This window comes from Spirosoma sp. SC4-14 (genome assembly GCF_037201965.1).
Classification (GTDB): domain Bacteria; phylum Bacteroidota; class Bacteroidia; order Cytophagales; family Spirosomataceae; genus Spirosoma.
The window spans coordinates 7,512,881-7,539,493 of the sequence record NZ_CP147518.1; the positions used below are offsets into that span (position 1 = coordinate 7,512,881).

Here is a 26,613-nt window from a genome sequence, read left to right on the forward strand (position 1 = left end):
TTACAATACCTCTGGAGCTAACGATACGATTTTCATAAACTGCTTTTCACGCAATTCACGAGCTACCGGCCCAAAAATGCGGGTTCCCCGTGGCTCATCGTTGTTGTTCAGCAGCACAGCCGCATTGTCTTCAAAACGGATGTATGAACCGTCTTTACGACGTACTTCTTTCTTGGTCCGGACAACGACGGCTTTCGATACCGTACCTTTTTTCATATTGCTGGACGACAACGCTTGCTTCACCGTTACGACAATCTTGTCACCGACCGAAGCGTAGCGCTTACCTGTACCGCCCAGGACCCGAATAACCAGCACTTCTTTAGCACCACTGTTATCGGCTACACCTAATCTTGATTCTTGCTGTACCATGGCTTACTTCGCTTTTGCGATGATTTCGACTAAACGCCAACGTTTGTTCTTGCTCAACGGGCGGGTTTCCATTACGCGAACAGTGTCGCCAATTCCACACTCGTTATTTTCGTCATGAACGGTCAGTTTCTTTGTCTTATGCTGAAACTTTCCGTACAGTGGGTGTTTCACTTTGCGCTCAATGGCAACAGTGATTGTTTTCTGCATTTTATTGCTGGTCACCCGTCCGATACGCTCTTTCCGAGCGTTCCGCTCTGATTGCGGCTTTTCTGTTGCTGCCACCGCCGAAGTCTTTGCTGCTTCTTCCTGCGGTGCTGATGCTTGTTGCTCTTCCATCGTCGTATCTTACTTAGGCTTGCCGCGATTTAACTGCTAGTTCTGTATTCAGGCGAGCGATCCGTTTGCGGCTCTCGCGGATGCGCATAGGGTTCTCAATGGGAGATACCGCATGAGCGAACTTCAGTTTCAGCAGACGATCCTGCTCTGCAGAAATCTCATTGCGGAGTTCGTCGGCCGACAGTCCTTTTAAGTCTTCTTTTTTCATCTTGTTCGTCGCTTAGAGGGTTATTCGCCTTGCTCCTGATAATCACGCCGAACCACAAATTTGGTCCGAACCGGTAGTTTCTGAGCGGCTAAGCGTAAGGCTTCCATGCCCGTTTCCAGACTAACGCCCGTTGCTTCGAACATAATCGTACCGGGTTTTACAACGGCAACCCAGTATTCAGGGGCACCTTTACCTTTACCCATCCGTACTTCGGCTGGCTTTTTGGTGATTGGCTTGTCTGGAAATATACGAATCCAAACTTGTCCTTCACGTTTCATAGCCCGCGTTACAGAAATACGAGCGGCTTCAATCTGACGGGCAGTGATCCGGCCTGGTTCCAGCGATTTAATGCCGAACGTACCGAATGCTATTTCGTGGCCCCGCGATGCGATACCCGGAATACGCCCTTTTTGCTGCTTGCGAAATTTTGTTCTTTTTGGCTGTAACATCTTTTCAAGAAGTTTACAGTTTTACAGTTGATTAGTTTTCAGCCTTTTTGCAAATCCATTAGGACTGAAAACTCAGCACTGAAAACTAATCTATCGTCTTTGGCCACCGCCACGGTTGCCACCCTGACCACCCCGGTTGCCACCACCACGGTTGCCACCCCGGTCGTTGCCACCACCATCACGGTCATTACGACCACGACCTCCGCGATCACCACGACCACGGCCTCCGCGATCATTACCATCACGGTCGCCACGAGGGCCACGACGGTCGCCACGATCATTACCACCGGCACTGCGTTCACCAGCTTGTGCCTGGCTCATCATTGCGGCTGGCGACAGATCGCGTTTGCCGTATACTTCGCCTTTGAAAATCCACACTTTGATGCCGATTTTTCCATAGACGGTTTGTGCTTCAGAAATAGCGTAGTCGATATCGGCACGAAGTGTATGAAGTGGAACGCGTCCTTCTTTATACTGCTCCGAACGTGCAATTTCAGCACCACCTAAACGACCCGATACTTTTACTTTAATACCCTGAGCACCTACCCGCATTGCTGACTGGATAGCCTGCTTCATGGCACGACGGAACGAGATACGTGCCTGAAGCTGCTGAGCAATTGCTTCGCCTACCAGTTTCGCATCAATTTCTGGCCGCTTGATCTCGAAGATATTGATCTGGACATCTTTGCCCGTCACTTTTTTCAACTCTTCTTTGATCTTGTCGACTTCGTTACCGCCTTTACCAATAACAATACCCGGACGAGCCGTATGAATTGTTAATGTAACGCGCTTCAGAGTACGTTCGATAACTACCCGAGCGATAGCTCCTTTTGGAATACGGGCTGCTACATATTTACGGATCTTTTCGTCTTCGACCAGTTTGTCCGAAAACTCTTTGCCACCGTACCAGCTCGATTCCCAGCCCCGAACAATACCAAGTCGTAGGCCAACTGGATTAATTTTTTGTCCCATTTCTTAGTTCTCGTTTTCTGGGGTTTCTTCTTCTGCCTGACCTAATACTGGCTGTGCTGCGCTATCTACTACAATGGTGATATGGTTCGAGCGCTTCCGAATCCGGTGTCCACGGCCCTGGGGAGCAGGACGCAGACGTTTCAGCATTGGGCCACCGTCTACGAAGATCGTTTTTACGTAGAGATCAGCGTCTTCGATGCGCTCACCTTCGTTTTTCTGCTGCCAGTTGGCAACAGCCGATAACAGAACTTTCTGCAGAACGGCTGCTCCAGCCTGGGGCTGATATTTTAATAGACCCAACGCCCGGCTAACCCGCTGACCACGAATCAGGTCGGCAATTAACCGCATCTTACGGGGCGACGTGGGCACATCTTTAAGTTTTGCTACTGCTTCCATTTTTTAGTGGCTTTGGGCTCGGGGCATAGGGCGTGGGGTAAAACCCTAAGCCCAACGCCCTATGCCCTATGCTAGTTTATCGTTTGCCCTTGTCTTTCTTTGCCGTATGGCCCCGGAAGTTGCGCGTTGGAGAAAATTCGCCAAGTTTATGGCCTACCATGTTTTCCGTTACATAAACCGGGATAAACTTATTGCCGTTGTGAACAGCGAAGGTATGGCCTACGAAATCCGGCGAAATCATTGAACGACGCGACCAGGTTTTGATGACCGATTTCTTGCCCGATTCGTTCTGCGCCTGAACTTTATTGTCTAAGCGGAAATCAATATATGGGCCTTTTTTGAGTGAACGTGCCATTGTTATCTGTTACTTTTTGCGTCGGCTAATAATCATGCTGCTCGAAGCCTTGTTCTTCTTACGGGTCTTTTGACCTTTAGCGAACTGGCCATTCCGTGAACGCGGGTGACCACCCGATGCACGGCCTTCACCACCACCCATTGGGTGATCGATCGGGTTCATTACTACACCACGAACGCGAGGACGGATACCCAGCCAACGATTACGACCAGCCTTGCCGACAACTACGTTCATGTGGTCGGGGTTCGATACCGAACCAACCGTAGCCATGCCAGCGCTCAATACCCGACGGGTCTCACCCGATGGCAAACGCAGAATAGCATACTTATCTTCACGACCAACCAATTGTGCATATGTACCCGCCGAGCGAGCCATTGATCCACCTTTACCCGGTGTCAGTTCAATGTTATGAACGATTGTACCGATTGGCATAGCCGACAAAGGAAGTGCATTCCCTACGTCTGGAGTAGCACCCTCGCCCGACATTACTGTCTGACCTACCGCAATGCCTTGAGGAGCAAGGATGTAGCGTTTTTCGCCATCGGCATATTGCACCAGCGAGATGCGTGCCGAACGGTTGGGATCATATTCTACAGTCAAAACTTCGGCTGGCTGGCCGACTTTATCGCGCTTGAAGTCAATAATACGGTAGTGCCGCTTATGACCTCCACCAATGTAGCGCATAGTGCGATGACCTTCGTTATTACGGCCACCGGTTCTCTTTAGGGGCTCCAGCAGGCTCTTTTCCGGCTTGGAGGTTGTTACTTCAGCAAAGTCAGGTGCCACGCGAAAACGTGTACTTGGCGTTACTGGTCTTAGTTTCTTAACTCCCATGACTGATTTATTGGTAGAGCAACGAGTGTTTACAGATCAGCGTAGATATCGATTACTTCGCCCTCTGCAACCGTTACGATTGCTTTCTTGGTAGTTGGGGTCTTGCCCGTTACAACGCGCCCGTTAATGTTTTTGCTGCGCTTTTTGCCAAGCGACCGCATCGTGTGTACAGCCTCGACGTTTACACCGTATAATTTCTCAACGGCTTTACCGATTTCGAGTTTGTTCGCTTTTAATTCAACCTCAAAAGCATACTTCCCCTGCTTGTTAAGGCCCGTCATTTTTTCCGTGACGATTGGTCGTTTTAGTATGCTCATGATTACTTGTTGAACAGCGTTTGGATGGTTGACAGAGCTTCTTCGCTAATCAGCAATTGGTCGGCATGAACCAGATCGTAGGTGTTTACCTGCGAGGCAGTTACCACTTTCGTTTTCTGTACGTTCCGGCTCGATAGCACAACGTTGGTGTTCACGTCTGGCAGAATCAACAGCGTTTTACGATTAGCCACGTTCAGTGCACTCAGAAACTGAATGTAATCTTTCGTACGCGGAGCTTCCAGAGTGATGCTGTCAATAACCGAAATGTTATTCGCTTGTGCCTTAGCTGCCAGTGCTGATTGACGAGCCAGCGATTTTACTTTTTTGTTCAGTTTGAAGCTGTAATCACGAGGACGTGGCCCGAAAATAGTACCACCACCAACGAATACAGGCGACTTTAAGCTACCGGCGCGAGCACCGCCCGTACCTTTTTGCTTTTTCAGTTTGCGGGTAGAGTGTGCATTTTCGGCACGTTCCTTCGCTTTGTGGGTTCCCTGACGCTGATTGGCCAGGTATTGTTTCACGTCGAGGTAAATCGCGTGCTGGTTCGGCTCAATACCGAAAACCTCTTCCGACAGCGTGACCTTCTTCCCAGTGTCCTCGCCTTTGCTGTTATATACGATTACTTCCATGACCTACTTCTCGATAATAACGTATGAATTTTTGGCTCCCGGAATCGAACCGCTAACAACGAGCAGGTTTTGCTCAGGCAGAATGCGCAGTACGCGTAGGTTTTGAACCTTCACGCGGTTGCCACCCATACGGCCTGCCATACGAAGGCCTTTAAATACCCGCGAAGGGAATGAGCAGGCACCAATCGAACCTGGGTGACGGCCCCGGTTATGCTGACCGTGCGTTTGGCCACCAACACCGCCGAATCCATGCCGTTTTACAACGCCCTGGAAACCACGCCCTTTGGCTGTTCCAACTACATCAACGAAATCGCCTTCGCCAAATACGTCGGTTGCGGTGAGTGTATCGCCAAGATTAAACTCCTGAGTGAATTCTTTGAATTCAACGAGTTTACGTTTTGGTGTTGTGCCCGCTTTTTTGAAGTGGCCTAACTCCGGCTTGTTGGTGTGCTTTTCTTTTTTGTCGTCGAAACCCAGCTGCACAGCCGTGTAGCCATCTTTTTCGATGCTACGAACTTGAGTTACGACACAGGGACCCGTTTCAATCACTGTACATGCCAGAGCCTGCCCGTCCGCATTGTACACGCTGGTCATCCCGATTTTTTTGCCAATTAAACCAGACATCTGTGTTTGTTTAAAGTAAGCAGGTAAAAATTTAGATACTCTTTCTCCCATTCAGACCTTCTGAATCGGGCCGCAAAGGTAGGCAAATTGTCGGATGATTCCTATATCTGCTTAACAATCAGCCTCAGAAAGACATAAAAAAAGGTCGGGCGTACTACACCTGACCTCTCATGAACAGACAATACCTTGCATAGCAAGATTTGTTTGCTCTAAAGTCAGATGTGGTTTCCACAGATAGCGGACCTTCACCTTCTATATGTCGTTGACTCAGAGTTGAGTTTGGGAGTGCAAAAGTAGAAAATTATTATTAGATATAAAAGCTATTTTTAAATAAAATTTAAAACCGCCGATGTAATACATCATTGTATCGCATCGGCGGTTTTATAAGCCCTTTGGCAGAAAATCGTTAGACTTTGATCTCTACGTCGACACCACTTGGGAGTTCAAGCTTCATCAATGCGTCGACAGTTTTAGCGCTGCTGCTATAGATGTCAACCAGACGCTTATAGGTGCACAGTTGGAACTGCTCCCGCGCTTTCTTGTTCACGTGGGGCGAACGAAGCACTGTGTAAATTTCCTTGTCGGTTGGCAGAGGGATAGGTCCGCTCACGACAGCACCGGTCGATTTCACGGCCTTCACAATTTTCTCAGCCGACTTGTCAACCAACATGTGGTCGAACGATTTCAGCTTAATGCGAATTTTTTGGCTCATTGTGTTGTGGTTCGTTATGTGTTTATAAAAAGTACCGCCGAAAGAACCATTTACTCCGACAGCACAAAAAATGGGCAGTAAGTCGAGTTTGACTTACTGCCCAATATCTCGAAGGCTTAGGCCTTCACAGTACCTTTTTCTTTAGCAACAACAGTATCCGAGATGTTCTGCGGAACCACTTCGTAGTGCGAGAAAGTCAGGTTAGCCGTAGCGCGGCCCGACGACATCGTACGCAGGTCGGTAACGTAACCAAACAACTCCGACAGAGGCACATCAGCCTTGATCACTTGCGATCCGGCTTTTGTATCCATACCCTTCATCACACCCCGACGACGGTTGAGATCACCCGTAATTGGACCTGTATATTCTTCAGGCGTGATAACTTCAACAGCCATGATTGGTTCGAGTAGTTTCGGACCAGCCTGACGAGCCGCTTCACGGAAGCCCAGGCGAGCCGCCATTTCGAACGACAGCGAGTCGGAGTCAACATCGTGGTACGAACCATGGAACAACCGAACTCTCATGCTTTCGAGCGGGAAGCCAGCCAGCGGACCATTTCTCAATGACTCATCGAAGCCTTTCTGTACGGCAGGTATGAATTCACGTGGAATAACACCACCAACAATACCGTTCACAAACTCCAGACCTGGCTGAACAATGCCATTTTCGTCTTCGCCCCGAGGTCCGAGTTCGAATACGATATCGGCAAATTTACCGCGACCACCTGTTTGTTTCTTATATACTTCGCGGTGCTCAACATTCTTGGTTAGCTTTTCTTTATAAGCCACTTGCGGTGCACCCTGGTTCACTTCTACCTTAAACTCACGACGCATCCGGTCGATGATGATTTCGAGGTGAAGCTCACCCATACCCCGGATAATAGTCTGGCCGGTTTCTTCGTTCGACTCAACTTTCAGGGTTGGATCTTCTTCAATCAGTTTACCGATTGCCTTCGAGAAGTTATCCTGATCGGCGGTTTTCTTCGGCTCAATAGCATATCCGATAACTGGATCGGGGAATACCATCGATTCCAGAACGATTGGGTTCTTCTCATCCGACAGGGTATCACCGGTCTTGATATCTTTGAAACCAACCACAGCACCAATATCGCCAGCTTCCAGACGCTCGATCTGGTTTTGCTTATTAGCGTGCATCTGGAAAATCCGCGAAATCCGCTCTTTGCTTCCCGAACGGTTGTTGAGGATGTAAGAACCTGATTCCAGAACACCTGAATACGAACGAACAAAGCACAGACGGCCTACGTATGGGTCGGTAGCAATTTTAAATGCGAGTGCCGAGAACGGTTCGTCAGACGACGGTTTACGCGAAATTTCTTCGCCCGTGTTTGGGTTAGTTCCTTTGATGCTTTCCTTGTCCAACGGCGATGGCAACAGCGCCATCACATAGTCGAGCATGGTTTGAACACCTTTATTCTTAAACGACGAGCCGCAAAGCATTGGCACGATCTTCATCGCGATGGTTGCTTTACGAAGAGCCGTCAGAATTTCGTCTTCGGTAATTGACTCCGGATCTTCGAAATATTTCTCCATCAGGCTGTCGTCAAATTCAGCAACAGCTTCCAGAAGTTTTTCGCGCCACTCGGTCGCTTCGTCTAGCATATCGTCTGGGATAGGAACAACCTGGAAGGTCATACCCTTATCGGCTTCGTTCCAAACGATACCCCGGAAGTTTACCAGATCAACTACACCTTTGAAGTTATCTTCTTCGCCGATAGGCAACTGAAGAGGAACGGCATAGCTTCCCAGCATTTCTTTTACCTGACGGCACACATTCAGAAAATCGGCTCCCGAACGGTCCATCTTGTTCACGAAGCCCAGACGAGCTACGTTGTAGTTGTTAGCCAGACGCCAGTTGGTTTCTGACTGAGGTTCAACGCCATCAACGGCGCTGAAGAGGAACACCAGACCATCCAGTACACGCAACGAACGGTTTACTTCTACTGTAAAGTCAACGTGACCTGGAGTATCAATAATGTTGATGTGGTATTTCTTGTCCCGATAGGTCCAGTCAACGGTAGTAGCAGCCGACGTAATGGTGATACCACGCTCCTGCTCCTGCTCCATCCAGTCCATTGTAGCAGCACCGTCGTGAACTTCACCGATCTTGTGGCTTACCCCGGCGTAATAGAGAATGCGTTCGGTCGTAGTTGTCTTACCTGCGTCGATGTGCGCAGCGATACCGATGTTTCTCGTGAAATTTAAATCGCGAGCCATTAGCTTGTTATACTGAGAGTTATTTAATTCTAAAACAGCGGGAAGGGGCCGGTAAGTTCGCAAACGGCACCTTTTACGAATCAGGTCGCAAAATTACTGAAAGCCAATCAGAAAACAAATAGAAGTGCTAGAAATATAGTAGTTTAGATGGATATCAATCACACAACCCTAACGAAATAGATCAATTTTAACGAGTAGGGTTATGAAATAGGCAATTACGACGGGATTTAATAAATCGTGAGTCAAACAAAAGATATACTAAATCTATATTTTTAGAAGAAATATTTTTTCTTCTAAAAGCTGATTATTCTTTGTTTTTGTCAACTTTGCATTACGATTCTGGTTCAGAATCGAGACCGTAACTTAGCATCATGCAAAATCCTTATTTGTCGCTTCTGCATACGGCCTGGCAATATGCGCGGGAAGAAAAAAGGCAGTATGTACTCGTTTACGTATTGTTTATTCTGGCGAACCTTGTAGTGGCTTTGCATCCTCTTCTTTTTGGATGGTTTGTCGAATCCATTCAGCATAAGGGTACTGATATTTTGCATAGTGTGTTGCTATATGCTGGTGGAGTGCTGGGCCTTAAGGTACTTGAGTGGTCCTTTCATGGGCCTGCTCGTGTTTTCGAACGAAAGCTTGCCTTTAACCTGAGCCGCAATTTTTTGGCAGAGCTTTATCATCAGACGCTGCATCTGCCAGTAAGCTGGCATAAAGACCATCATAGCGGTGCTACCATTAATCGAATTCGAAAAGCATACGATGCCCTGAAAGCTTTTTTTCAGAATGGGTTTATCTACCTCCATGCTATTTCTAAATTCTTGTTCTCGTTTGGAGCAATGCTGTATTTTTCGCCTTTGTTCGGCCTGATTGGAGTGGCTTTGGGTGCATTAACAGTTTATGTGATTCTCTGTTTCGACCGGCCTTTTATTAAAGCACTCGACGAAACCAATGAACGGGAACATACTGCTTCGTCTACACTGTTCGATAGCTTGTCCAATATTGTTACGGTTATTACTTTAAGACTGGAGAAGCGTATTGAAGACAGTTTTGCCGACAAGATTGGGGCCATTTTTCCTCCATTTATGCGGCAGGTAACGATTAATGAATGGAAGTGGTTTGTAGCCAGTATGCTGATAATACTGATTTATGTAGTTATGGCAACGGGTTACGTTTATCAACACTATGTACCTGGGCAGGTTTTTTATGTCGGCGGATTAGTAACACTACTAGGCTATGTAAATCAGTTTACGAGTGTATTTAACGACGTAGCGTTTCAGTATACACAAATTGTTCAGTTCAATACGGATGTTCAAACGGCGCGCGGTATTGGCGTAGCTTATGCACAGCACGATCGCACTGATACCGAAAATGTGCTACCCCAAAGCTGGCAATCCATCACGCTTTCGAATCTGAATTTTTCGCATTCTCCATCAGGTTTTAGCCAGCGTAATAGCCCTGTGCTTCATAATATACGGATTCAGGTAAGCCGTGGTAAACGTATAGCCTTTATTGGCGAAAGTGGCTCGGGGAAGAGCACCTTGCTAACCTTATTGCGTGGTCTATATTCATCAGAACCAGGTTTATTGGTAGATGTCGATGGCCATATTTACACTGAGATGAAAGTGGTTGCCAATACGGTTACGCTCTTTCCGCAGGAACCCGAAATTTTTGAGAATACAATTGGGTATAATATAACGCTAGGACTCCCTTTCAGCGATGCCGATGTAATGGAGGTTTGTCAAACCGCGCACTTTGCCGACATTGTTAAAGGTCTTCCTTTAGGCTTGGAAACCAATATTCAGGAAAAAGGGCTAAACCTATCGGGTGGTCAGCGCCAGCGACTGGCATTGGCTCGTGGAGTTTTAGCTGCCCGTACGAGCAATATTGTCCTGCTCGATGAACCAACGAGCAGTGTTGACCCTAAAACGGAGTTTGAAATTTACCACAGAATGCTTCAGGAGTTTTCCGACAAAGCTGTTGTTTCAACGCTTCATCGTTTGCATCTCCTGCCGATGTTCGATTACATCTACATTCTTTATAATGGTCGAATTGTGGATGAGGGTTCTTTTATGGAACTACGCCAACGTAGTCCAATTTTTCAGGAAATGTGGTCGCATCAAAAAGAAGTGATGGATACTCAGGAACGGGTAGTCGCCTAGCTTTTTAGAGGCACTAGCAAAGTCTGCTTTTACGGCAGGCTTTGCTAGTAGAATGTTACTCGACCGGCGCTTCAACAATTGTTACAATTTTCCACAACCCCCGAATATCCTGCATAGGCACCGTAACGTTGCCCCCATTGGGGTTATCGGAGTGAAGAGTCAGGTATTTGCGAGTGATAAGCTCGTTGTCGCGAATGCGTTTCACAACGAAATAATCCCGATACATTACCGCATAAACCCCACCAGATTGGTACTCCCAGTCATTTTCGTTGATTGGTACGGCCAGCACTTTAGCCCCATGTGCTAACTGAGGGCTCATACTGTTTCCAGAAATTTCCAGCACAACAGCTCTTTTGTGGCCTTTCAGCACCGGTCTGCGTACACGGAACATTTCGGTTTCCGATGTTGAATAGCCGTCCGCAAAACTTTCCACAAACGTTGCATAGAACCGAACAGGCACAAACGGGATTTCAACCGTTTCTTCATCGGTATCGCTCACCTTGGCATTCGCTTCTGGTGAGTTCAGAATTGGCAGGATGCCACGAATTAAATAGTCGGCACTGATTTGTGGATAGCAAGCCAGCAAACTCATGATTGTATCATAAGAGGGTTTGGCCCTACCATTCAATATATTATAAAACTTAGATGGGTTCTCCCCTAACTCTTTGGCAATCTGATATATGGTAATCCCAAGAGCATCAAAAACATGCTTTAACCGATCCTGTATCGTCACTGCTTCGCTAATTTTTTCCAAACATTTTTCTGCCATTATAGTATGGATGTTTGACAGTATAATACAAGTAAAATATATTGCGCTTGTATTACAACAAACATACAACAAATACAGACGAATGACAGCACTAAAAGACACTTTCTTTCTATAAAATTAATGAACCGGAACCGACTTGTAAATCATACTTCTCCTACGGTCCTGTTTGTGGATATGAACAGTTTTTTTGCCTCATGCGAACAGCAGGATAATTACTGGCTACGAGGCCGGCCTATAGGAGTATGCGTTTATACGGGAAAACACGGCTGTGTGATTGCTCCTTCCATTGAAGCAAAACAGCGAGGCATAAAAACAGGTATGCGACTCGATCAGGCTATACTACTTTGTCCTGAATTGGTTCCGGTAGAAACTCACCCAAACCGATATCGCGAATATCATACAAAGATTATAGCTGTTCTGCGTAGCTTTTCGGACAATGTAGTTCCTAAGAGCATCGATGAGGCTGTACTCGATCTGACTAATTATCAACTGGTTTATAAAGATATTCAACAGGTAGCCCGAAATATTAAGCAGGCAATTCGCGAAAAAGTGGGCGACTACCTGCAGTGCTCAATCGGTATAGCGCCTAATGTTTTTCTGGCAAAACTAGCTTCCGATGTTCAGAAACCAGATGGTTTAACGCTGATCACACCCGATACGATTGATGCTGTATTAGCCCGACTTACCTTAACTGATCTGCCCGGCATTGGCCAGCGCATGGCGAATCGTTTACAGTCCCATGGCATCCAGACTCCACTTGATCTTCGTCATACCCCTCCCGAGCGCCTTCGGGCGATTTGCCAGAGTATTGTTGGCTGGCATTGGCACATCCGGCTAAACTTTGGTGGTGAGGTGGATCTGGCCACACACGATGGCAATAAAAGTATGTCGGCCATGCGTACCATTTCTTCGGAACAGCGACAAACTTCCGAGCAACTGGATGAGCTACTCCAGTCGCTCTGTCTAACTCTCGAAAGGCGCATGGTTCGTCAGAACGTTTTTTGTCAGGATATGTCGTTCTCGTGCCGTTACCATACTGGCAAAACGTTCAATTATGAGGTCCGTTTTCCTGAGCCCAAACAGGATGGCATCGAATTGTATCAGGTTATTCGTGAACGACTCGATAAATTTCAGGCAACTCATCGTTGCGAACCCGTTCTGAATGCATACTTACGCAGTATGAGTGTAGTTGTCTTTCGGTTTATTCCTACTGATGCTGTACCGCTTAATCTATTTGATAACAATACCCGAAAAAATACCCTTCGCCAAACGCTACATCAACTAAAGGCCAGGTATGGTAATGATAAACTCATGCGAGCTACCGAACTCCGCGACCACCCGGTCTACCGTGATGTTATTGGTTTTGGCAACATCAACGATCTATAGCTTTCAGTTAATAATTTGTTCTTTCGGGCAAAAGAATGTTGTTCTTCCCCCCACCACTGAGCGCTCAATGCGCGTTCGGCAACGAGGGCAATAGTTGTGGGCTTCTAAGTCGTCGTATGGCGAATTGTCCCATTCCCGTACATGAATAAGAAAACTGAGTGGAAAATCGCGATAGGTAGCTTCGTGTCGGATGGCCGTTTCCAGAACAAATTGTATTGCTTCATGAATTCGGCTTATTTGCTCATTGCTGAGGGAGTCGACACGTTGCTCAGGATGCACAAACGCCTGAAACAAGACTTCATCGACAATCCAGTTTCCTAAACCTGCAACAACACTCTGATCGAGTAATACAGGTTTTATCAATGCTTTTTTTCGGCCGATGTTTCTTTTGAAATCTGCCAGAGATATATCCAGGCCATCTTTAGCTATTTTTTTTTGCTCCAGGTAAGCGTCAATATTCTCAATTATTCCTACTCGCTCAAACTTACGTGGACAAATAAACCCCAGATTAAAACCATTGGTAAATTCAAATACGATTCGGGCAAAACGTGGTCGGCCAATCGAGCTATGATAATATTCCAGATCGCCAGTCATACCAAAATGCATATGAACGATAACCGTTGAGCTGTCGGTCAGAATAAATAAATTTTTCCCAACCCGCCAAGTGCCCGTAAACTGTCGACCTTCGAGTTGGTGAAGCAAGGTGCTATAGTCGGTAGTAAGCAATTTTTTGTCTTCAACTTCAATATGACTGATTGGCTGATATAGCGATGAGGCTTGCAGGTATTGTCGCCTGATTTCAACTTCGGGCAGTTCGGGCATTGTTTTTATCTGATAACTAATCGGTACGAGTAGTTGTTCTTTACATAGTAGCCAGAATTCACATTTGAAGGGTTGCTGGAAATAGCTTTTTAAATAATTTATTATTCGGTTTAACTAATTGACAATCAAAATATATTACCTTTGTCTATATTGGAATAAGCTAAAACTTTTTTGGACTAGTATTAGTTCTTTTAGGCAATATGCCAGTATGGGAGGGCGTTCCGAGATTACGCAATCACAAAAAAAATAGATTCTCTATAACAAAACTATACATTTCTTAAGCCTAACTACACTCAGATGTAACAACCTCTACACAACCGCGCAAGCGGCTTTTTTGAGTCTGTGCATGTTAAACTGTTAAACTGAAAATTGCTATGGAGAACAATCCGCCAAGGTCGAAGACAAACGGCGCCCTACTAGCTGCACTTATTATAATGACAGGTTTGGCTGGTGTATCGAGTTATCTGTACTTCGATCAGAAAAAGGTATCGGAGAATCAGGAAGTAACAATTTCTGAGCGTGTTGAAGAACTCTCAACAACACGGGTAAAATTAGATTCGATTTCTACAGCACTGGATGCTAAAATTGCAGAAGTGCAAAAATTAGGTGGAGATGTTTCTGAGCTTGAAAAAGTAAAAGCTCAGTTGGAAGCTGATAAAGCTTCTTTACGCAAAGGTAATCGGATTTCGATTGCCAAATACGAAACTAAAATCAAGCAGTATGAAGCATTCCTGGTCGAAAAAGATACCCTGATTGCTAATCTACAGCGCGAGAATGTGACATTGGCTAACAATGTTAAAGTTCTGGACGAAGAAAACACCGGACTGAAAACGGATAGACAGCGATTGTCTGACTCCGTTTCGACGGTAGTTGCGCAGAATCAGGATTTGAGCACGAAAGTAACACGGGCTGCTGCACTGAAAGCGCAAAACGTGAAAGTGTTTGCGGTGAATTCGAAAGGTAAGGTAAAAGAAGACGATTCATACAAAGCCAAACGTCTCGACAAGATTAAGCTGGTCTATACTCTGTTGGATAACCCGCTTACAAAAGAAGAGCCCAAAGAAGTGTTTGTCCGCGTACTCGATCCTACGGGAGCAGTTGTATCCGATATGGCAAATGGCTCAGGCACCTTTACGGTAGATGGTAACGAGACCATCTATACAACCAAGCAAACGGTTAACTACACCAACAATGGCCAGAATGTGGAGCTTCTGTATACACGGGGAATTCCTTACAAACCTGGCAAGTATACTGTTGAGCTGTATTCTGAAGGATTCCGGATTGGATCTGGCGAATTTGCCGTTCGCTAATCAATCATTCTAATAAGCGAAAAAACGCGGCACCTAACGGTGTCGCGTTTTTTCGCTTATCTCATTTTCGAGAAATATGGTTTTATTGCTTATAACCAGTAAAAAATAAAACAGCCTCCGGCGAATTTTGCATGGTTAGCCGTAAGACCTTACCTTGCTTTTCCATTCCATTATCCATAAACATACGATCCGTTTGAAGCAACCCAATGCTGGAGTCGGCCATATTGAACTGAACCGCATCAGCTTGGCGATTTAGCTTAATATGCTCTAACCGTCTGGTTTCTCTGTTCGGATATTGCCGGGTATAGATCAGGGTTACTGCGCTATCCGACTCTGCCTCCACCTTTGCAAATGGCATTTTATCCGACGGTATAGCGGCACAGGAAGGATCAAGAAAAAAATTGGTCTGATAAGTACCAACAACTTCTCCAGCCAGCGATGTTGCATTAGGCAGAATATCACTTTCATGCCGACAGGCCGTTAACATGCCTAAAAAAACAAAAAAAAGCAGTTGTTTCATCATTGGTTAATAGAAGCTTAATTCATAGACCCATCTGGTACTGAAAAGGTTGCGTTATTGGCCGTTTTTTTCGACCTCGCCCTCTTCAGCCGAATCAACCCAAACCTTCATATCCGTAAGTACCATGTTCCCAAATTGGGTTGTAAAAGCAACATCTGCAGCATCGCGCCCATAAGCCACTGTGATTCTATTACCCCTCGGTTCGCGCTGGGTGGCATCAAACGTAAACCACCGACCATCGATATAAGCTTCAAACCAGGCATGAAGATCCATCGGATCAAGTTGATATAGGTACCCCACCACCATTCGGGCCGGAATATTTAAAGCCCGGCAGAGTGAAATGCCTAAATGGGTAAAATCGCGGCAAACGCCAATTCGATTATTGGCCGTATCAACCGCCGATGTACTGGCATTGCTGGTCCCATACTCATATTTTATATTCTGATTGATCCAGCTTCGAATAGCTTCAGCCTGATCGTAGCCCGGTTCATAGCCATTTGTAATCTCGGTTGCCAGACTACCCAACTGATCCGATTGACAATAACGGCTTGGCAAGGTATAATGTAATACGCTATCGGGCAAATCTTCTACGGCCGTATAGGGCGCACCTGCCGCCACGTCAATTATATCTGCGGTTTGCACAGTAGCCGAGAAATGAATTGAAAAAGGTCCTTCGGGTGCTACTACCCGCTGGCAAAGATTTCCATAAATATCGGTAAACTCCGTGACGTTGACAGTTGGAGTAATCTGGTATTCTTCTCGAATTATCCACTGTCCGGCTCCCGAACGTGGACGTAGCATAAGCACTAGCGGTGTTGATTCTTTTGCGTCGAACGAGAGTTCGCAGCCAGCATTGAGTTGCATTTTTTTCGCGTAAATGATTTAGCAGAATAAGCAGAATTTCAGTGCTTTTGTTATGACATAGCAAAAAAATACCCCAGCTGTTGCCAGCCAGGGTATTTTCTATAATTATACCAGTGCTTAAACCGTAGCCCGTTTCTTACTACGAGCAAACTGCTCACGCGATTCGGTAATTGATTCGAGTTCTTCTTTCGAACCCACAACAGCATTCTGGTAACGGCGGATACCTGTTCCAGCCGGAATCAGGTGTCCGACAATTACGTTCTCTTTCAGCCCTTCGAGCGTATCGCGCTTGCCACGAATAGAGGCTTCGCTCAATACTTTCGTTGTTTCCTGGAAGGAAGCAGCCGAAATGAAGCTGTCGGTACCCAACGATGCCTGCGTAATACCCATCAGTGTTGGTTGCGAAACGGCAGCCATAGCATCACGAACAGTAACAAGCGTTAAGTCGCGACGTTTCAGGCTTGAGTTTTCATCACGTAACTGACGAGTCGTAACGATCTGTCCTGGCTTAAAGTTAGCTGAGTCGCCAGCATCCGTTACTACTTTAGCGTCAAGAACTTTATCATTCTCTTCACGGAACGCCCACTTGTCAACTACTTGTCCTTCGAGGAAGTTCGTGTCGCCTGAGTCGATAATTTCAACTTTTTGCATCATCTGCCGCACAATGGCTTCGATATGCTTATCGTTGATTTTTACGCCTTGCAGGCGGTAAACTTCCTGAATTTCATTTACCAGGTATTCCTGAACAGCCGTTGGTCCTTTAATGGCCAGAATATCGCTCGGTGTAATGGCCCCATCCGACAGCGGAGCGCCAGCCCGTACAAAGTCGTTATCCTGAACAAGAATGAATTTCGACAGCGGTACGAGGTATTTTTTCTTGGTACCGTCTTTCGATTCGATAAAGATTTCGCGGTTACCCCGTTTGATAGCACCGTAGGTAACAACGCCATCAATTTCACTCACAACTGCCGGGTTCGATGGGTTCCGTGCTTCGAACAATTCCGTTACACGAGGCAGACCACCCGTGATGTCGCGGGTTTTACCTACGTTACGTGGAATTTTCGCCAACGGCTGACCTGCTTTAATCGACTGGCCTGTTTTTACAACAAGACGAGAGCCAACAGGCAGGTTATACCCTTTCTCGGTAATTTCAGGAAGGATTGTACTAACACCGCTCACAACGATAGCCGGGTTTTTCGACTTATCGCGGCTTTCGATGATCACCATTTCCTGGAAGCCCGTTTGTTCGTCAAACTCTTCGCGGTAGGTAATACCATCTTCTATTGCGTCGAAGCTGATCGTTCCGGTTAATTCAGACAGGATAACTGCATTATAGGGGTCCCATGCGCAGATATCGTCGCCTTTTTTCACGATATCACCGTCTTTAACCCGCAGGAACGCACCATAGGGAACGTTGTTGCTGATCAGAACGATGTTACGATCTTCCGGACTAACGATCCGGACTTCGCCCGAACGGCCCATAACAACCGTTTGTGGATTTCCTTCAGCATCTTCCGATTGAACGGTCCGCATTTCTTCGAACTCAATCAGACCGTCGAATTTCGCTTTAATCGATGCATCGACCGCAATATTCGACGCTGTACCACCCACGTGGAAGGTACGAAGTGTAAGCTGTGTACCGGGCTCTCCAATTGACTGCGAGGCAATTACGCCTACCGCTTCACCAATGTCGACCATCCGGCCCGAAGCCAGGTTCCGACCATAACACTTAGCACAAACACCTTGGCGCGATTCGCAGGTCAGTACCGACCGAATTTCAACCGTTTCAATACTGGTTTCATCAATGCGGGCAGCTACTTCTTCGGTAACCAACTCACCCGATGCAACAATCAGATCTTTCGTCAGCGGATCATAAATATCATGAACCGTTGTGCGGCCCAGAATCCGTTCAGAAAGTGGTTCAACGATGTCTTCGTTATCTTTCAGTGCTGACACTTGCAGACCACGAAGTGTACCGCAATCGTCTTCACTAATAATAACATCCTGCGCTACATCGTGCAGACGACGGGTCAGATAGCCAGCATCAGCCGTTTTCAGAGCTGTATCGGCCAGACCTTTCCGGGCACCGTGGGTCGAGATAAAGTATTCCAATACGTCGAGACCTTCTTTGAAGTTCGACAAAATCGGGTTTTCGATAATCTCACCAACTGAACCCTGCAGGTTTTTCTGTGGCTTAGCCATCAGCCCCCGCATTCCACCCAATTGGCGAATCTGCTCGCGAGAACCACGGGCTCCCGAGTGCATCATCATGTAAATTGAGTTGAAACCACCCTGATCAGCTTCGAGCTGCTTCATCAATGTCTCCGTCAAACGGGAGTTTACACGTGTCCAGATGTCGATAACCTGGTTGTAACGCTCGTTCTCTGTAATCAGACCCATCAGGTAGTTATCCCAAACGCTCTGCACTTCAGCTTTAGCTTCTTCAACAAGGCCCTGTTTGGCTTCAGGGATCATGACGTCGCTCAGGCCGATTGACAGACCACCTTTGAAGGCCATCTGGAAACCGAGTTCTTTGATATCGTCGAGGAATTGTGCCGTACGTGCACCGCCCGAAATCTTGAAGATCAACGCAATGATTTGTTGCAGTTTCTTCTTCGTCAGCAGTTCATTAATATAGCCTACTTCCTCTGGCACAGCCTGATTGAACAACAACCGGCCAGCCACCGTATCAATAACTTTATATACTAGCTCACCATCTTCGTCCCGGACTTTAACCCGGCACTTAATGTTAGCATGTTTAGAAACTTTACCTTCGTTGATGGCAATAATTACTTCCTCAGCGCCATAGAACGTCATTCCTTCACCAGCAATTGGATATTCAGGAGTGTTTTTACGGCCTTTGGTAACGTAATATAGACCCAACACCATGTCCTGCGATGGTACCGTAATTGGTGCACCATTAGCAGGGTTTAGGATGTTGTGCGATGCCAGCATCAGCAGCGACGCTTCCAGAATAGCTTCCTGACCCAGCGGAACGTGTACGGCCATTTGGTCACCATCGAAGTCAGCGTTGAAGGCCGTACAAACGAGTGGGTGCAACTGAATAGCTTTTCCTTCGATCAGCTTAGGCTGGAATGCCTGAATACCCAACCGGTGCAACGTTGGAGCCCGGTTCAGCAGAACAGGGTGGCCTTTCAGCACGTTTTCCAGAATATCCCAGATAACAGGGTCTTTCCGGTCAACGATTTTCTTAGCCGATTTCACCGTTTTCACGATACCCCGCTCAATGAGTTTCCGAATCACAAACGGCTTGAACAATTCGGCCGCCATATCTTTCGGTAAACCACACTCGTGCAGTTTCAGCTCAGGACCTACCACAATAACCGAACGACCCGAATAGTCGACTCGCTTACCGAGCAGGTTCTGCCGGAAACGACCTTGCTTACCTTTCAGCATATCCGATAACGACTTCAGCGCGCGGTTACCTTCCGAACGGACGGCATTCACTTTGCGAGAGTTATCGAACAGCGAATCGACAGCTTCCTGTAACATCCGCTTTTCGTTCCGTAGAATTACTTCAGGCGCCTTGATTTCGATAAGTCGCTTCAGACGGTTGTTCCGAATAATAACCCGGCGATACAGGTCATTCAAGTCAGATGTAGCAAACCGACCACCATCCAGCGGGACAAGCGGACGTAATTCGGGCGGAATTACTGGCACCATTTTGATTACCATCCACTCAGGGCGGTTCTCAATACGTCCATTCGCTTCGCGGAACGCTTCAACCACTTTCAGCCGCTTCAGCGCTTCGGCCTTGCGTTGCTGTGAGGTATCGGTTGCTGCCGCGTGGCGAAGTTGATACGACAGTTCATCTAATTCCAGACGAGACAATAGCATTTCCAACGCTTCGGCCCCCATTTTCGCAATGAATTTGTTGGGGTCTTTGTCGTCGAGGTGCTGGTTTGTGCTCGGCAGTTTGTCAATAATATCAAGATACTCGTCTTCCGTCAGGAAATCGAGTTGGTTAATGCCATCTTCGGCCTTCACTCCTGGCTGAACTACTACATACCGTTCGTAGTAGATCACCTGATCGAGTTTTTTGGTTGATAGACCCAGCAAATAACCAATTTTGTTTGGCAGGCTGCGGAAATACCAGATATGCGCAACCGGAACCACCAGTTCTATGTGGCCCATACGCTCCCGGCGTACCTTTTTCTCGGTAACTTCCACACCGCAGCGATCACAGATAATGCCTTTATAGCGAATCCGCTTATACTTACCGCAATGGCATTCCCAGTCTTTTACAGGGCCAAAAATGCGCTCGCAGAACAAGCCTCCCATTTCTGGTTTGTATGTGCGGTAGTTGATCGTCTCCGGCTGTGTCACCTCGCCGTAGGAACTCTCCAAAATAGACTCCGGCGATGCCAGGCTGATTGTCACGCTCTGGAAGTCGCTATTGAGTTTCTTGTTCTTTTTGAACGACATTGGTTGGAGATTTAAAAGCCCCCAACCCCCGAAGGGGGCTTTCGCTGGTTAAAGCCCCCCCTTCGGGGGTTGGGGGGCTGTTTTTATTCTAATGTAATTTCAAGGGCCAGACCGCGCAATTCGTGCACAAGTACATTGAACGACTCCGGAATATTTGGCTTCGGCAGGTTTTCACCTTTCACAATTGCCTCATATGCCTTCGCACGGCCAACAACGTCATCCGATTTAACGGTTAGGATCTCCTGTAGGATGTTCGAAGCCCCAAAGGCTTCCAGCGCCCATACTTCCATTTCTCCAAACCGTTGACCACCAAACTGCGCTTTACCACCCAGCGGCTGCTGAGTAATGAGCGAGTATGGCCCAATCGAACGAGCGTGCATCTTATCATCTACCAGGTGACCTAGTTTAAGCATATAAATGATGCCAACCGTTACCGGCTGATCAAAACGCTCACCTGTCAAACCGTTGTAGAGATATGTACGACCAAAGGATGGCAACCCGGCTTCATTCAGTTCATCAGCCACCTGTTGTTCAGTCGCCCCGTCAAAAATTGGCGTTGCATACTTCCGATCAAGTTTCTGGCCTGCCCATGCCAACACGGTTTCGTAAATCTGACCGAGGTTCATCCGGGATGGTACGCCAAGCGGATTCAAAACGATATCCACTTTTGTTCCATCTTCGAGGAATGGCATATCTTCGTCACGAACAATCCGGGCAACAACCCCCTTGTTACCGTGACGACCAGCCATTTTATCCCCCACTTTCAGCTTACGCTTTTTGGCAATGTATACTTTGGCAAGTTTTACAATACCGGCTGGCAGCTCATCGCCTACCTCAAGCGTAAAGCGCTCCCGTTTGAATCGACCTGTGATTTCGCTCCGGCGGTTATTGTAGTTTTTCACTAACAGAACCACCATTTGGTTTACTTTATCATCCTCGGTCCAACCATCCAGATTAAGATCAATCAGGATGTTCGCTTCTTCCGGAACGGCATAACCACTTTCATCACGATAAGGGTTTTTGTCTGGGAATAAGTTATCCGTAATATTTTTCCGGTTAAACTTCACCCCTTTGCTCACAATTTCGTCGCCAAATTTGTGTTTAACCCCGGCACTGGTTTTGCCATCAAGTAACGCTACTGTTTTTTCGATCATACGAGCACGGAAGTCGGTTAACTCACGGCTGTATTTTTTCATCAGTGCCTTGATTTCATCTTTATGCTTACCGCGCTCCTCTTTGGCTGGGCGAGCAAACAGCTTCGTATCAATCACAACACCTTTTAAAGATGGTGGTGCTTTCTTCGATGCGTCTTTTACATCACCCGCTTTATCGCCAAAGATAGCGCGAAGCAGTTTTTCTTCCGGTGTTGGATCACTTTCTCCTTTCGGAGTAATCTTACCGATCAGGATATCACCTTCTTTTACTTCGGTACCAACACGAACAATCCCGTTTTCATCGAGGTTACGAACTGTTTCTTCGCTAACGTTCGGGATTTCAGACGTTAATTCCTCTTCGCCACGTTTCGTATCACGAACTTCCAGTTCGAACTCTTCAATATGAATTGAGGTGAAAATATCTTCGCGTACAACACGCTCCGAAATCACGATCGCATCCTCAAAGTTATACCCTTGCCATGGCATAAAGGCAACCTTCATGTTCCGGCCCAGTGCCAGTTCCCCTGCCTGTGTTGCATAGCCTTCACACAGCACATCACCTTTCTTCACACGCTGGCCTTTCAGCACAGTTGGCTTCAGGTTAATGCAGGTATCCTGGTTTGTCCGACGGAACTTGATGAGGTTATATGTTTTCTGATCATCATCGAACGTAACCGCTAGCTGATCATCATCCAGCTCATAGCGAACGACAATTTTCGTAGAATCGACAAACTCAATAACACCATCTGCCTCAGCAATTACCAGCGTCCGCGAATCTACGGCCACCCGACCTTCCAGACCTGTTCCTACAATTGGAGCTTCCGGACGGAGTAATGGCACCGCCTGACGTTGCATGTTCGATCCCATCAGGGCGCGGTTAGCGTCGTCATGCTCAAGGAAAGGAATCATCGAAGCCGCCACCGACACAATCTGGTTCGGTGCAATATCCATAAAGGTTACGTTCGAAGGTTCAGCCATTGGGAAGTCACCTTCAAAACGAGCCTTCAGACGATCAACATGGAAATTACCACTATCATCAACCCCGGCATTTGCCTGAGCAATGTAGTGCGTATCTTCTTCTTCAGCCGTCAGATACATTACGGGTTTATCCATGGCCACCTTACCGTTTTCAATAATGCGATATGGTGTTTCGATAAAGCCCATGCTGTTGATTTTAGCATAAACGCACAGCGACGAAATCAGACCGATGTTCGGACCTTCCGGGGTTTCGATGGTACACAACCGGCCATAGTGCGTGTAGTGTACGTCACGAACCTCAAAACCAGCCCGCTCGCGTGATAGACCCCCCGGTCCCAGTGCCGACATCCGACGCTTATGCGTCACTTCGGCCAGCGGATTGGTTTGGTCCATAAACTGCGATAACTGGTTGGTTCCGAAGAACGAGTTAATAACCGACGATAACGTACGGGCATTAATCAGATCAACGGGTTTGAAATCCTCGTTATCCCGAACGTTCATCCGCTCCTTAATCGTCCGCGCCATACGAGCCAGCCCAACGCCAAACTGGGCGTATAGCTGCTCACCTACCGTCCGAACACGGCGGTTGCTGAGATGGTCAATATCATCAACTACGGCCTTTGAGTTGATCAGACCAATCAGGTACTTCACAATAGAAACAATATCTTCTGTTGTGAGAACCTTCATATCCGACGAAATGTCAAGACCGAGCTTTTTATTAATTCGGTAACGGCCCACATCGCCCAAATCATACCGTTTATCTGAGAAGAACAGACTCTGGATAATTTCACGGGCGGTTTGCTCATCGGGTGCGTCGGCATTCCGAAGTTGCCGATAGATTTGCTCGACAGCCTCTTTTTCAGAGTTCGAGCTATCTTTCTGCAACGTATTATAAATGATATTGTAATCGGCCATGTTCATGTCCTCCTTATGGAGAATCACTGACTTTTGGCCCGAATCCATAATCACATCAATATCATCAGGCGAAATGGCAGAGTCACGCTCAAGCAGCACTTCATTCCGACTGATCGATACTACTTCACCCGTATCTTCATCAACGAAGTCTTCCGTCCATGTACGAAGTACGCGGGCTGCTAACCGACGGCCAATGGCTTTTTTCAGATTTGCTGGTGTTGCTGGTAGTTCTTCTGACAAACCAAACAAATCCAGAATATCTTTATCTGAGCCAAATCCGATAGCACGTAGCAACGTCGTAACCGGGAATTTCTTTTTCCGGTCAATGTAGGCATACATGACGTTGTTAACATCGGTTGAAAACTCAATCCACGACCCTTTAAATGGAATAATCCGGGCCGAATAGAGTTTTGTTCCGTTTGTGTGCTTGCTCATCGAGAAGAACACGCCCGGCGAACGGTGCAATTGAGAAACAATCACCCGTTCAGCTCCGTTAATCACGAATGATCCCTTTTCGGTCATGTATGGGATATTTCCCAGAAAAACCTCCTGTTCAATTGTCTCAAAATCCTCATTATCAGGATCATTGTTCGACAAGCGCAGTTTGGCTTTCAGTGGCACCGAATAGGTTAATCCACGATCAATGGATTCATCGACCGAGTATTTTGGTGGATCAACAGAGTAATCAATGAACTCCAGCTTAAAGTTTTCGCGGGAGTCTGAAATTGGGAAATTTTCCTGAAACACTTTAAACAAGCCCTCTTCCGAGCGCTGGTTAGAAGGCGTGTCAAGCTGGAAAAAATCTTTGAAGGATTTTACTTGAATATCCAGGAAATCCGGATACCCAATCACTGGCTGAATCGTCGCAAAATTTTTGCGCGTACTGATTTTCGCGTTTGTAGCCAAGATTGTGCTTCGTTTAGTTGCGTAACCGATTCTCTGTGAGTGCGTTGCGAGGATTTGCGACGGCACTCGGACTAAGCGGCTATTCAGACCCCAGGCGTCACCCAACCCAAGGGGCGTAAATAGACAACGTAAGGCAATAAAAATAAGTTTGTCATTTGCAAGCGCATAGACAAAAAAGTCTCCAAACAGGAAAAGACCAGACGATGGTCTGGCCTCCCCTGCCTGGAGCGGTATACTATTAAGTGGATGCTTACTTCACTTCAACTTCAGCACCTGCTTCTTCGAGTTGCTTGCGCAGCGATTCTGCTTCGTCTTTAGCAACACCTTCTTTCACTGGCTTCGGAGCACCATCAACCAGTTCTTTCGCTTCTTTCAGGCCCAGACCGGTCAGGTCTTTAACCAGTTTCACGACAGCCAGTTTAGCGGCACCAGCCGATTTCAGGATTACGTCGAACGAAGTTTTCTCAGCAGCAGCTGGAGCAGCATCACCGCCACCTGCAGCACCACCAGCTACCATTACGGGAGCAGCAGCAGCTGGCTCAATTCCGTACTCATCCTTCAGGATAGCAGCCAGTTCGTTAACTTCTTTAACCGTTAGGCTTACAAGCTGCTCAGCGAACGCTTTCAAATCTGCCATTGTAGTATTCTTAATTTGATTGTTATACGATTGTGAAAATTGAACGTCGGAAAATTAAGCTGCTTCCTCGCGCTCCGACAGCGTTTTGAGGATACCGGCCAATTTGTTGCCACCACCTTGCAATGCCGAAATGACATTTTTCGCAGGCGATTGCAGCAGACCGATGATTTCGCCAACCAACTCTTGTTTGCTCTTCAGTGCGATGAGCGTATCCAGTTGATCAGCACCAATAAACAGGCTGTAATCAATAGAGGCAGCCTTTAGTTGCAGCTTATCGTTCGTTTTGCGAAACTCTTTGATTAGCTGCGCCGGTGCCTTACCATTTTCAGGGTGAAACATCACCGCCGACTGGCCATGAAGCACCGTTTCGTTGAACGGCGTATAATCCGTATCCAGGGTTTCGAGTGCTTTTTTGATGAAGCTATTTTTCACCACTCTGTACTCGATCCCACGCTCAAAACACATCCGACGGAGATTGTTGGTTTCAGCAACCGTCATGCCATTGGCTTCCGTGATGTAGAAGAAGGGAATTGTCTGAAATTTATCAGTTAATTCCTCAATAATTGCTCCTTTTTCCTCCCGCTTCATGGCTTAAATTCCGGTTACTGTGGTTTTATCAATACTTACTCCCGGACTCATTGTGCTCGACAGGTAGATTGTCTTCACATACGTTCCTTTGGCCGATGAAGGCTTCAGGCGTAGCAAAGTTGAAATTACTTCCTGTGCATTTTCAGCCAGTTTATCTGGCGAAAACGATACTTTGCCAATGCTTGTGTGAATGATACCGGTTTTATCGACTTTAAAATCGATTTTACCCGCTTTCACCTCACGAACGGCTTTACCAACTTCCGGGGTTACCGTACCCGACTTGGGGTTTGGCATCAGCCCACGTGGTCCGAGTATTTTACCCAGCCGACCAACTTTAGCCATTACGTTCGGCATCGTAATAATTACATCGATGTCCGTCCAGCCTTGTTCGATCTTCTGAATATATTCATCCAGACCTACGTAATCAGCACCAGCCTCTTTCGCTTCGTTCTCTTTATCCGGCGTGCAAAGCACCAGAACGCGAACCGTTTTACCAGTACCGTGTGGCAACGTAGCTACACCACGCACCATTTGGTCGGCTTTACGCGGATCAACGCCTAACCGAACGTCAATATCCACAGAAGCATCAAACTTGGTATACGAAATCTCCTTCAGAATAGAAGCTGCTTGTTCCAGCGAATATTCTTTCGAAGCGTCATATTTTGATTGAGCCTCTTTTTGTTTTTTTGTTAACTTAGCCATTTCTGTATTTGCCTGG

General features: G+C 46.8%; 25 protein-coding genes. 3 read left to right on the forward strand and 22 right to left on the reverse strand.

Annotation, left to right across the window (positions count from 1 at the left end; all coding sequences use genetic code 11):
* The 13 genes from rplN to fusA form a co-directional block, all read right to left on the reverse strand.
* Positions 1 to 369 (reverse strand): 50S ribosomal protein L14, encoded by a 369-nt coding sequence (rplN, locus tag WBJ53_RS31055; protein WP_012930232.1) that lies wholly within the window; start codon positions 367 to 369, stop codon positions 1 to 3.
* Positions 370 to 372: 3 nt separating this feature from the next.
* The gene (rpsQ, locus tag WBJ53_RS31060; RefSeq protein ID WP_338877257.1) at positions 373 to 576 is read right to left on the reverse strand and encodes a 30S ribosomal protein S17; all 204 of its coding nucleotides are present in this window, start codon (positions 574 to 576) and stop codon (positions 373 to 375) included.
* A gap of 142 nt (positions 577 to 718) precedes the next feature.
* Positions 719 to 913 (reverse strand): 50S ribosomal protein L29, encoded by a 195-nt coding sequence (gene rpmC, locus WBJ53_RS31065; protein ID WP_338873648.1) that lies wholly within the window; start codon positions 911 to 913, stop codon positions 719 to 721.
* 20 nt (positions 914 to 933) lie between these two features.
* On the reverse strand, positions 934 to 1,362 hold the full coding sequence (gene rplP / locus WBJ53_RS31070) for a 50S ribosomal protein L16 (RefSeq protein WP_163941447.1): 429 nt from the start codon (positions 1,360 to 1,362) through the stop codon (positions 934 to 936).
* A 90-nt stretch (positions 1,363 to 1,452) separates the two neighbouring features.
* Positions 1,453 to 2,334, reverse strand: a complete 882-nt coding sequence (rpsC, locus tag WBJ53_RS31075) for a 30S ribosomal protein S3 (protein WP_338873651.1) — start codon at positions 2,332 to 2,334, stop codon at positions 1,453 to 1,455.
* Positions 2,335 to 2,337: 3 nt separating this feature from the next.
* Positions 2,338 to 2,730, reverse strand: coding sequence for a 50S ribosomal protein L22 (gene rplV / locus WBJ53_RS31080; RefSeq protein ID WP_338873653.1), 393 nt, complete (start codon positions 2,728 to 2,730; stop codon positions 2,338 to 2,340).
* Between the two features lie 76 nt (positions 2,731 to 2,806).
* Positions 2,807 to 3,085: a 30S ribosomal protein S19 gene (gene rpsS / locus WBJ53_RS31085; RefSeq protein WP_020600951.1), complete on the reverse strand. Its 279-nt coding sequence runs from the start codon at positions 3,083 to 3,085 to the stop codon at positions 2,807 to 2,809.
* 9 nt (positions 3,086 to 3,094) lie between these two features.
* Entirely contained in the window at positions 3,095 to 3,919 is an 825-nt protein-coding gene (gene rplB / locus WBJ53_RS31090; protein ID WP_338873657.1) for a 50S ribosomal protein L2, read from the reverse strand.
* Between the two features lie 29 nt (positions 3,920 to 3,948).
* The gene (rplW, locus tag WBJ53_RS31095) at positions 3,949 to 4,236 is read right to left on the reverse strand and encodes a 50S ribosomal protein L23 (RefSeq protein ID WP_338873659.1); all 288 of its coding nucleotides are present in this window, start codon (positions 4,234 to 4,236) and stop codon (positions 3,949 to 3,951) included.
* 2 nt (positions 4,237 to 4,238) lie between these two features.
* On the reverse strand, positions 4,239 to 4,868 hold the full coding sequence (gene rplD / locus WBJ53_RS31100) for a 50S ribosomal protein L4 (protein WP_338873661.1): 630 nt from the start codon (positions 4,866 to 4,868) through the stop codon (positions 4,239 to 4,241).
* A 3-nt stretch (positions 4,869 to 4,871) separates the two neighbouring features.
* The gene (rplC, locus tag WBJ53_RS31105; protein WP_338873663.1) at positions 4,872 to 5,492 is read right to left on the reverse strand and encodes a 50S ribosomal protein L3; all 621 of its coding nucleotides are present in this window, start codon (positions 5,490 to 5,492) and stop codon (positions 4,872 to 4,874) included.
* A gap of 406 nt (positions 5,493 to 5,898) precedes the next feature.
* Entirely contained in the window at positions 5,899 to 6,204 is a 306-nt protein-coding gene (gene rpsJ / locus WBJ53_RS31110) for a 30S ribosomal protein S10 (protein ID WP_077134125.1), read from the reverse strand.
* Positions 6,205 to 6,320: 116 nt separating this feature from the next.
* Positions 6,321 to 8,438 (reverse strand): elongation factor G, encoded by a 2,118-nt coding sequence (fusA, locus tag WBJ53_RS31115; RefSeq protein ID WP_338873667.1) that lies wholly within the window; start codon positions 8,436 to 8,438, stop codon positions 6,321 to 6,323.
* 371 nt (positions 8,439 to 8,809) lie between these two features.
* Between fusA and WBJ53_RS31120 the strand changes: the two genes are divergently transcribed.
* A complete protein-coding gene (locus WBJ53_RS31120; protein WP_338873669.1) occupies positions 8,810 to 10,600 on the forward strand; it encodes an ABC transporter ATP-binding protein in 1,791 nt (596 codons plus the stop codon).
* Between the two features lie 55 nt (positions 10,601 to 10,655).
* Here the strand turns inward: WBJ53_RS31120 and WBJ53_RS31125 are convergent, their stop codons facing one another.
* The gene (locus WBJ53_RS31125; protein WP_338873671.1) at positions 10,656 to 11,369 is read right to left on the reverse strand and encodes a S24 family peptidase; all 714 of its coding nucleotides are present in this window, start codon (positions 11,367 to 11,369) and stop codon (positions 10,656 to 10,658) included.
* Positions 11,370 to 11,543: 174 nt separating this feature from the next.
* Between WBJ53_RS31125 and WBJ53_RS31130 the strand changes: the two genes are divergently transcribed.
* The gene (locus WBJ53_RS31130; RefSeq protein WP_338873673.1) at positions 11,544 to 12,755 is read left to right on the forward strand and encodes a DNA polymerase IV; all 1,212 of its coding nucleotides are present in this window, start codon (positions 11,544 to 11,546) and stop codon (positions 12,753 to 12,755) included.
* 3 nt (positions 12,756 to 12,758) lie between these two features.
* Here the strand turns inward: WBJ53_RS31130 and WBJ53_RS31135 are convergent, their stop codons facing one another.
* The gene (locus WBJ53_RS31135; protein ID WP_338873675.1) at positions 12,759 to 13,577 is read right to left on the reverse strand and encodes a DNA-formamidopyrimidine glycosylase family protein; all 819 of its coding nucleotides are present in this window, start codon (positions 13,575 to 13,577) and stop codon (positions 12,759 to 12,761) included.
* A 374-nt stretch (positions 13,578 to 13,951) separates the two neighbouring features.
* Between WBJ53_RS31135 and WBJ53_RS31140 the strand changes: the two genes are divergently transcribed.
* Positions 13,952 to 14,887 (forward strand): hypothetical protein, encoded by a 936-nt coding sequence (locus tag WBJ53_RS31140; protein ID WP_338873677.1) that lies wholly within the window; start codon positions 13,952 to 13,954, stop codon positions 14,885 to 14,887.
* An 82-nt stretch (positions 14,888 to 14,969) separates the two neighbouring features.
* On the opposite strand, the gene WBJ53_RS31145 is transcribed toward WBJ53_RS31140, so the two are convergent.
* The 7 genes from WBJ53_RS31145 to rplA all read right to left on the reverse strand — a co-directional run bounded on the left by WBJ53_RS31145 (position 14,970) and on the right by rplA (position 26,597).
* Positions 14,970 to 15,410, reverse strand: a complete 441-nt coding sequence (locus WBJ53_RS31145; RefSeq protein WP_338873679.1) for a hypothetical protein — start codon at positions 15,408 to 15,410, stop codon at positions 14,970 to 14,972.
* 51 nt (positions 15,411 to 15,461) lie between these two features.
* Positions 15,462 to 16,208 (reverse strand): transglutaminase family protein, encoded by a 747-nt coding sequence (locus WBJ53_RS31150; RefSeq protein ID WP_338873680.1) that lies wholly within the window; start codon positions 16,206 to 16,208, stop codon positions 15,462 to 15,464.
* 180 nt (positions 16,209 to 16,388) lie between these two features.
* Complete coding sequence (gene rpoC, locus WBJ53_RS31155) at positions 16,389 to 20,717, reverse strand: DNA-directed RNA polymerase subunit beta' (RefSeq protein WP_338873682.1); 4,329 nt, start codon at positions 20,715 to 20,717, stop codon at positions 16,389 to 16,391.
* Positions 20,718 to 20,800: 83 nt separating this feature from the next.
* Positions 20,801 to 24,670, reverse strand: coding sequence for a DNA-directed RNA polymerase subunit beta (rpoB, locus tag WBJ53_RS31160; RefSeq protein ID WP_338873684.1), 3,870 nt, complete (start codon positions 24,668 to 24,670; stop codon positions 20,801 to 20,803).
* Between the two features lie 250 nt (positions 24,671 to 24,920).
* Complete coding sequence (rplL, locus tag WBJ53_RS31165; RefSeq protein ID WP_232560324.1) at positions 24,921 to 25,307, reverse strand: 50S ribosomal protein L7/L12; 387 nt, start codon at positions 25,305 to 25,307, stop codon at positions 24,921 to 24,923.
* Positions 25,308 to 25,361: 54 nt separating this feature from the next.
* Positions 25,362 to 25,895: a 50S ribosomal protein L10 gene (rplJ, locus tag WBJ53_RS31170; RefSeq protein ID WP_338873689.1), complete on the reverse strand. Its 534-nt coding sequence runs from the start codon at positions 25,893 to 25,895 to the stop codon at positions 25,362 to 25,364.
* Positions 25,896 to 25,898: 3 nt separating this feature from the next.
* Entirely contained in the window at positions 25,899 to 26,597 is a 699-nt protein-coding gene (gene rplA, locus WBJ53_RS31175) for a 50S ribosomal protein L1 (RefSeq protein ID WP_338873691.1), read from the reverse strand.
* Between the last annotated feature and the right edge of the window lie 16 nt (positions 26,598 to 26,613).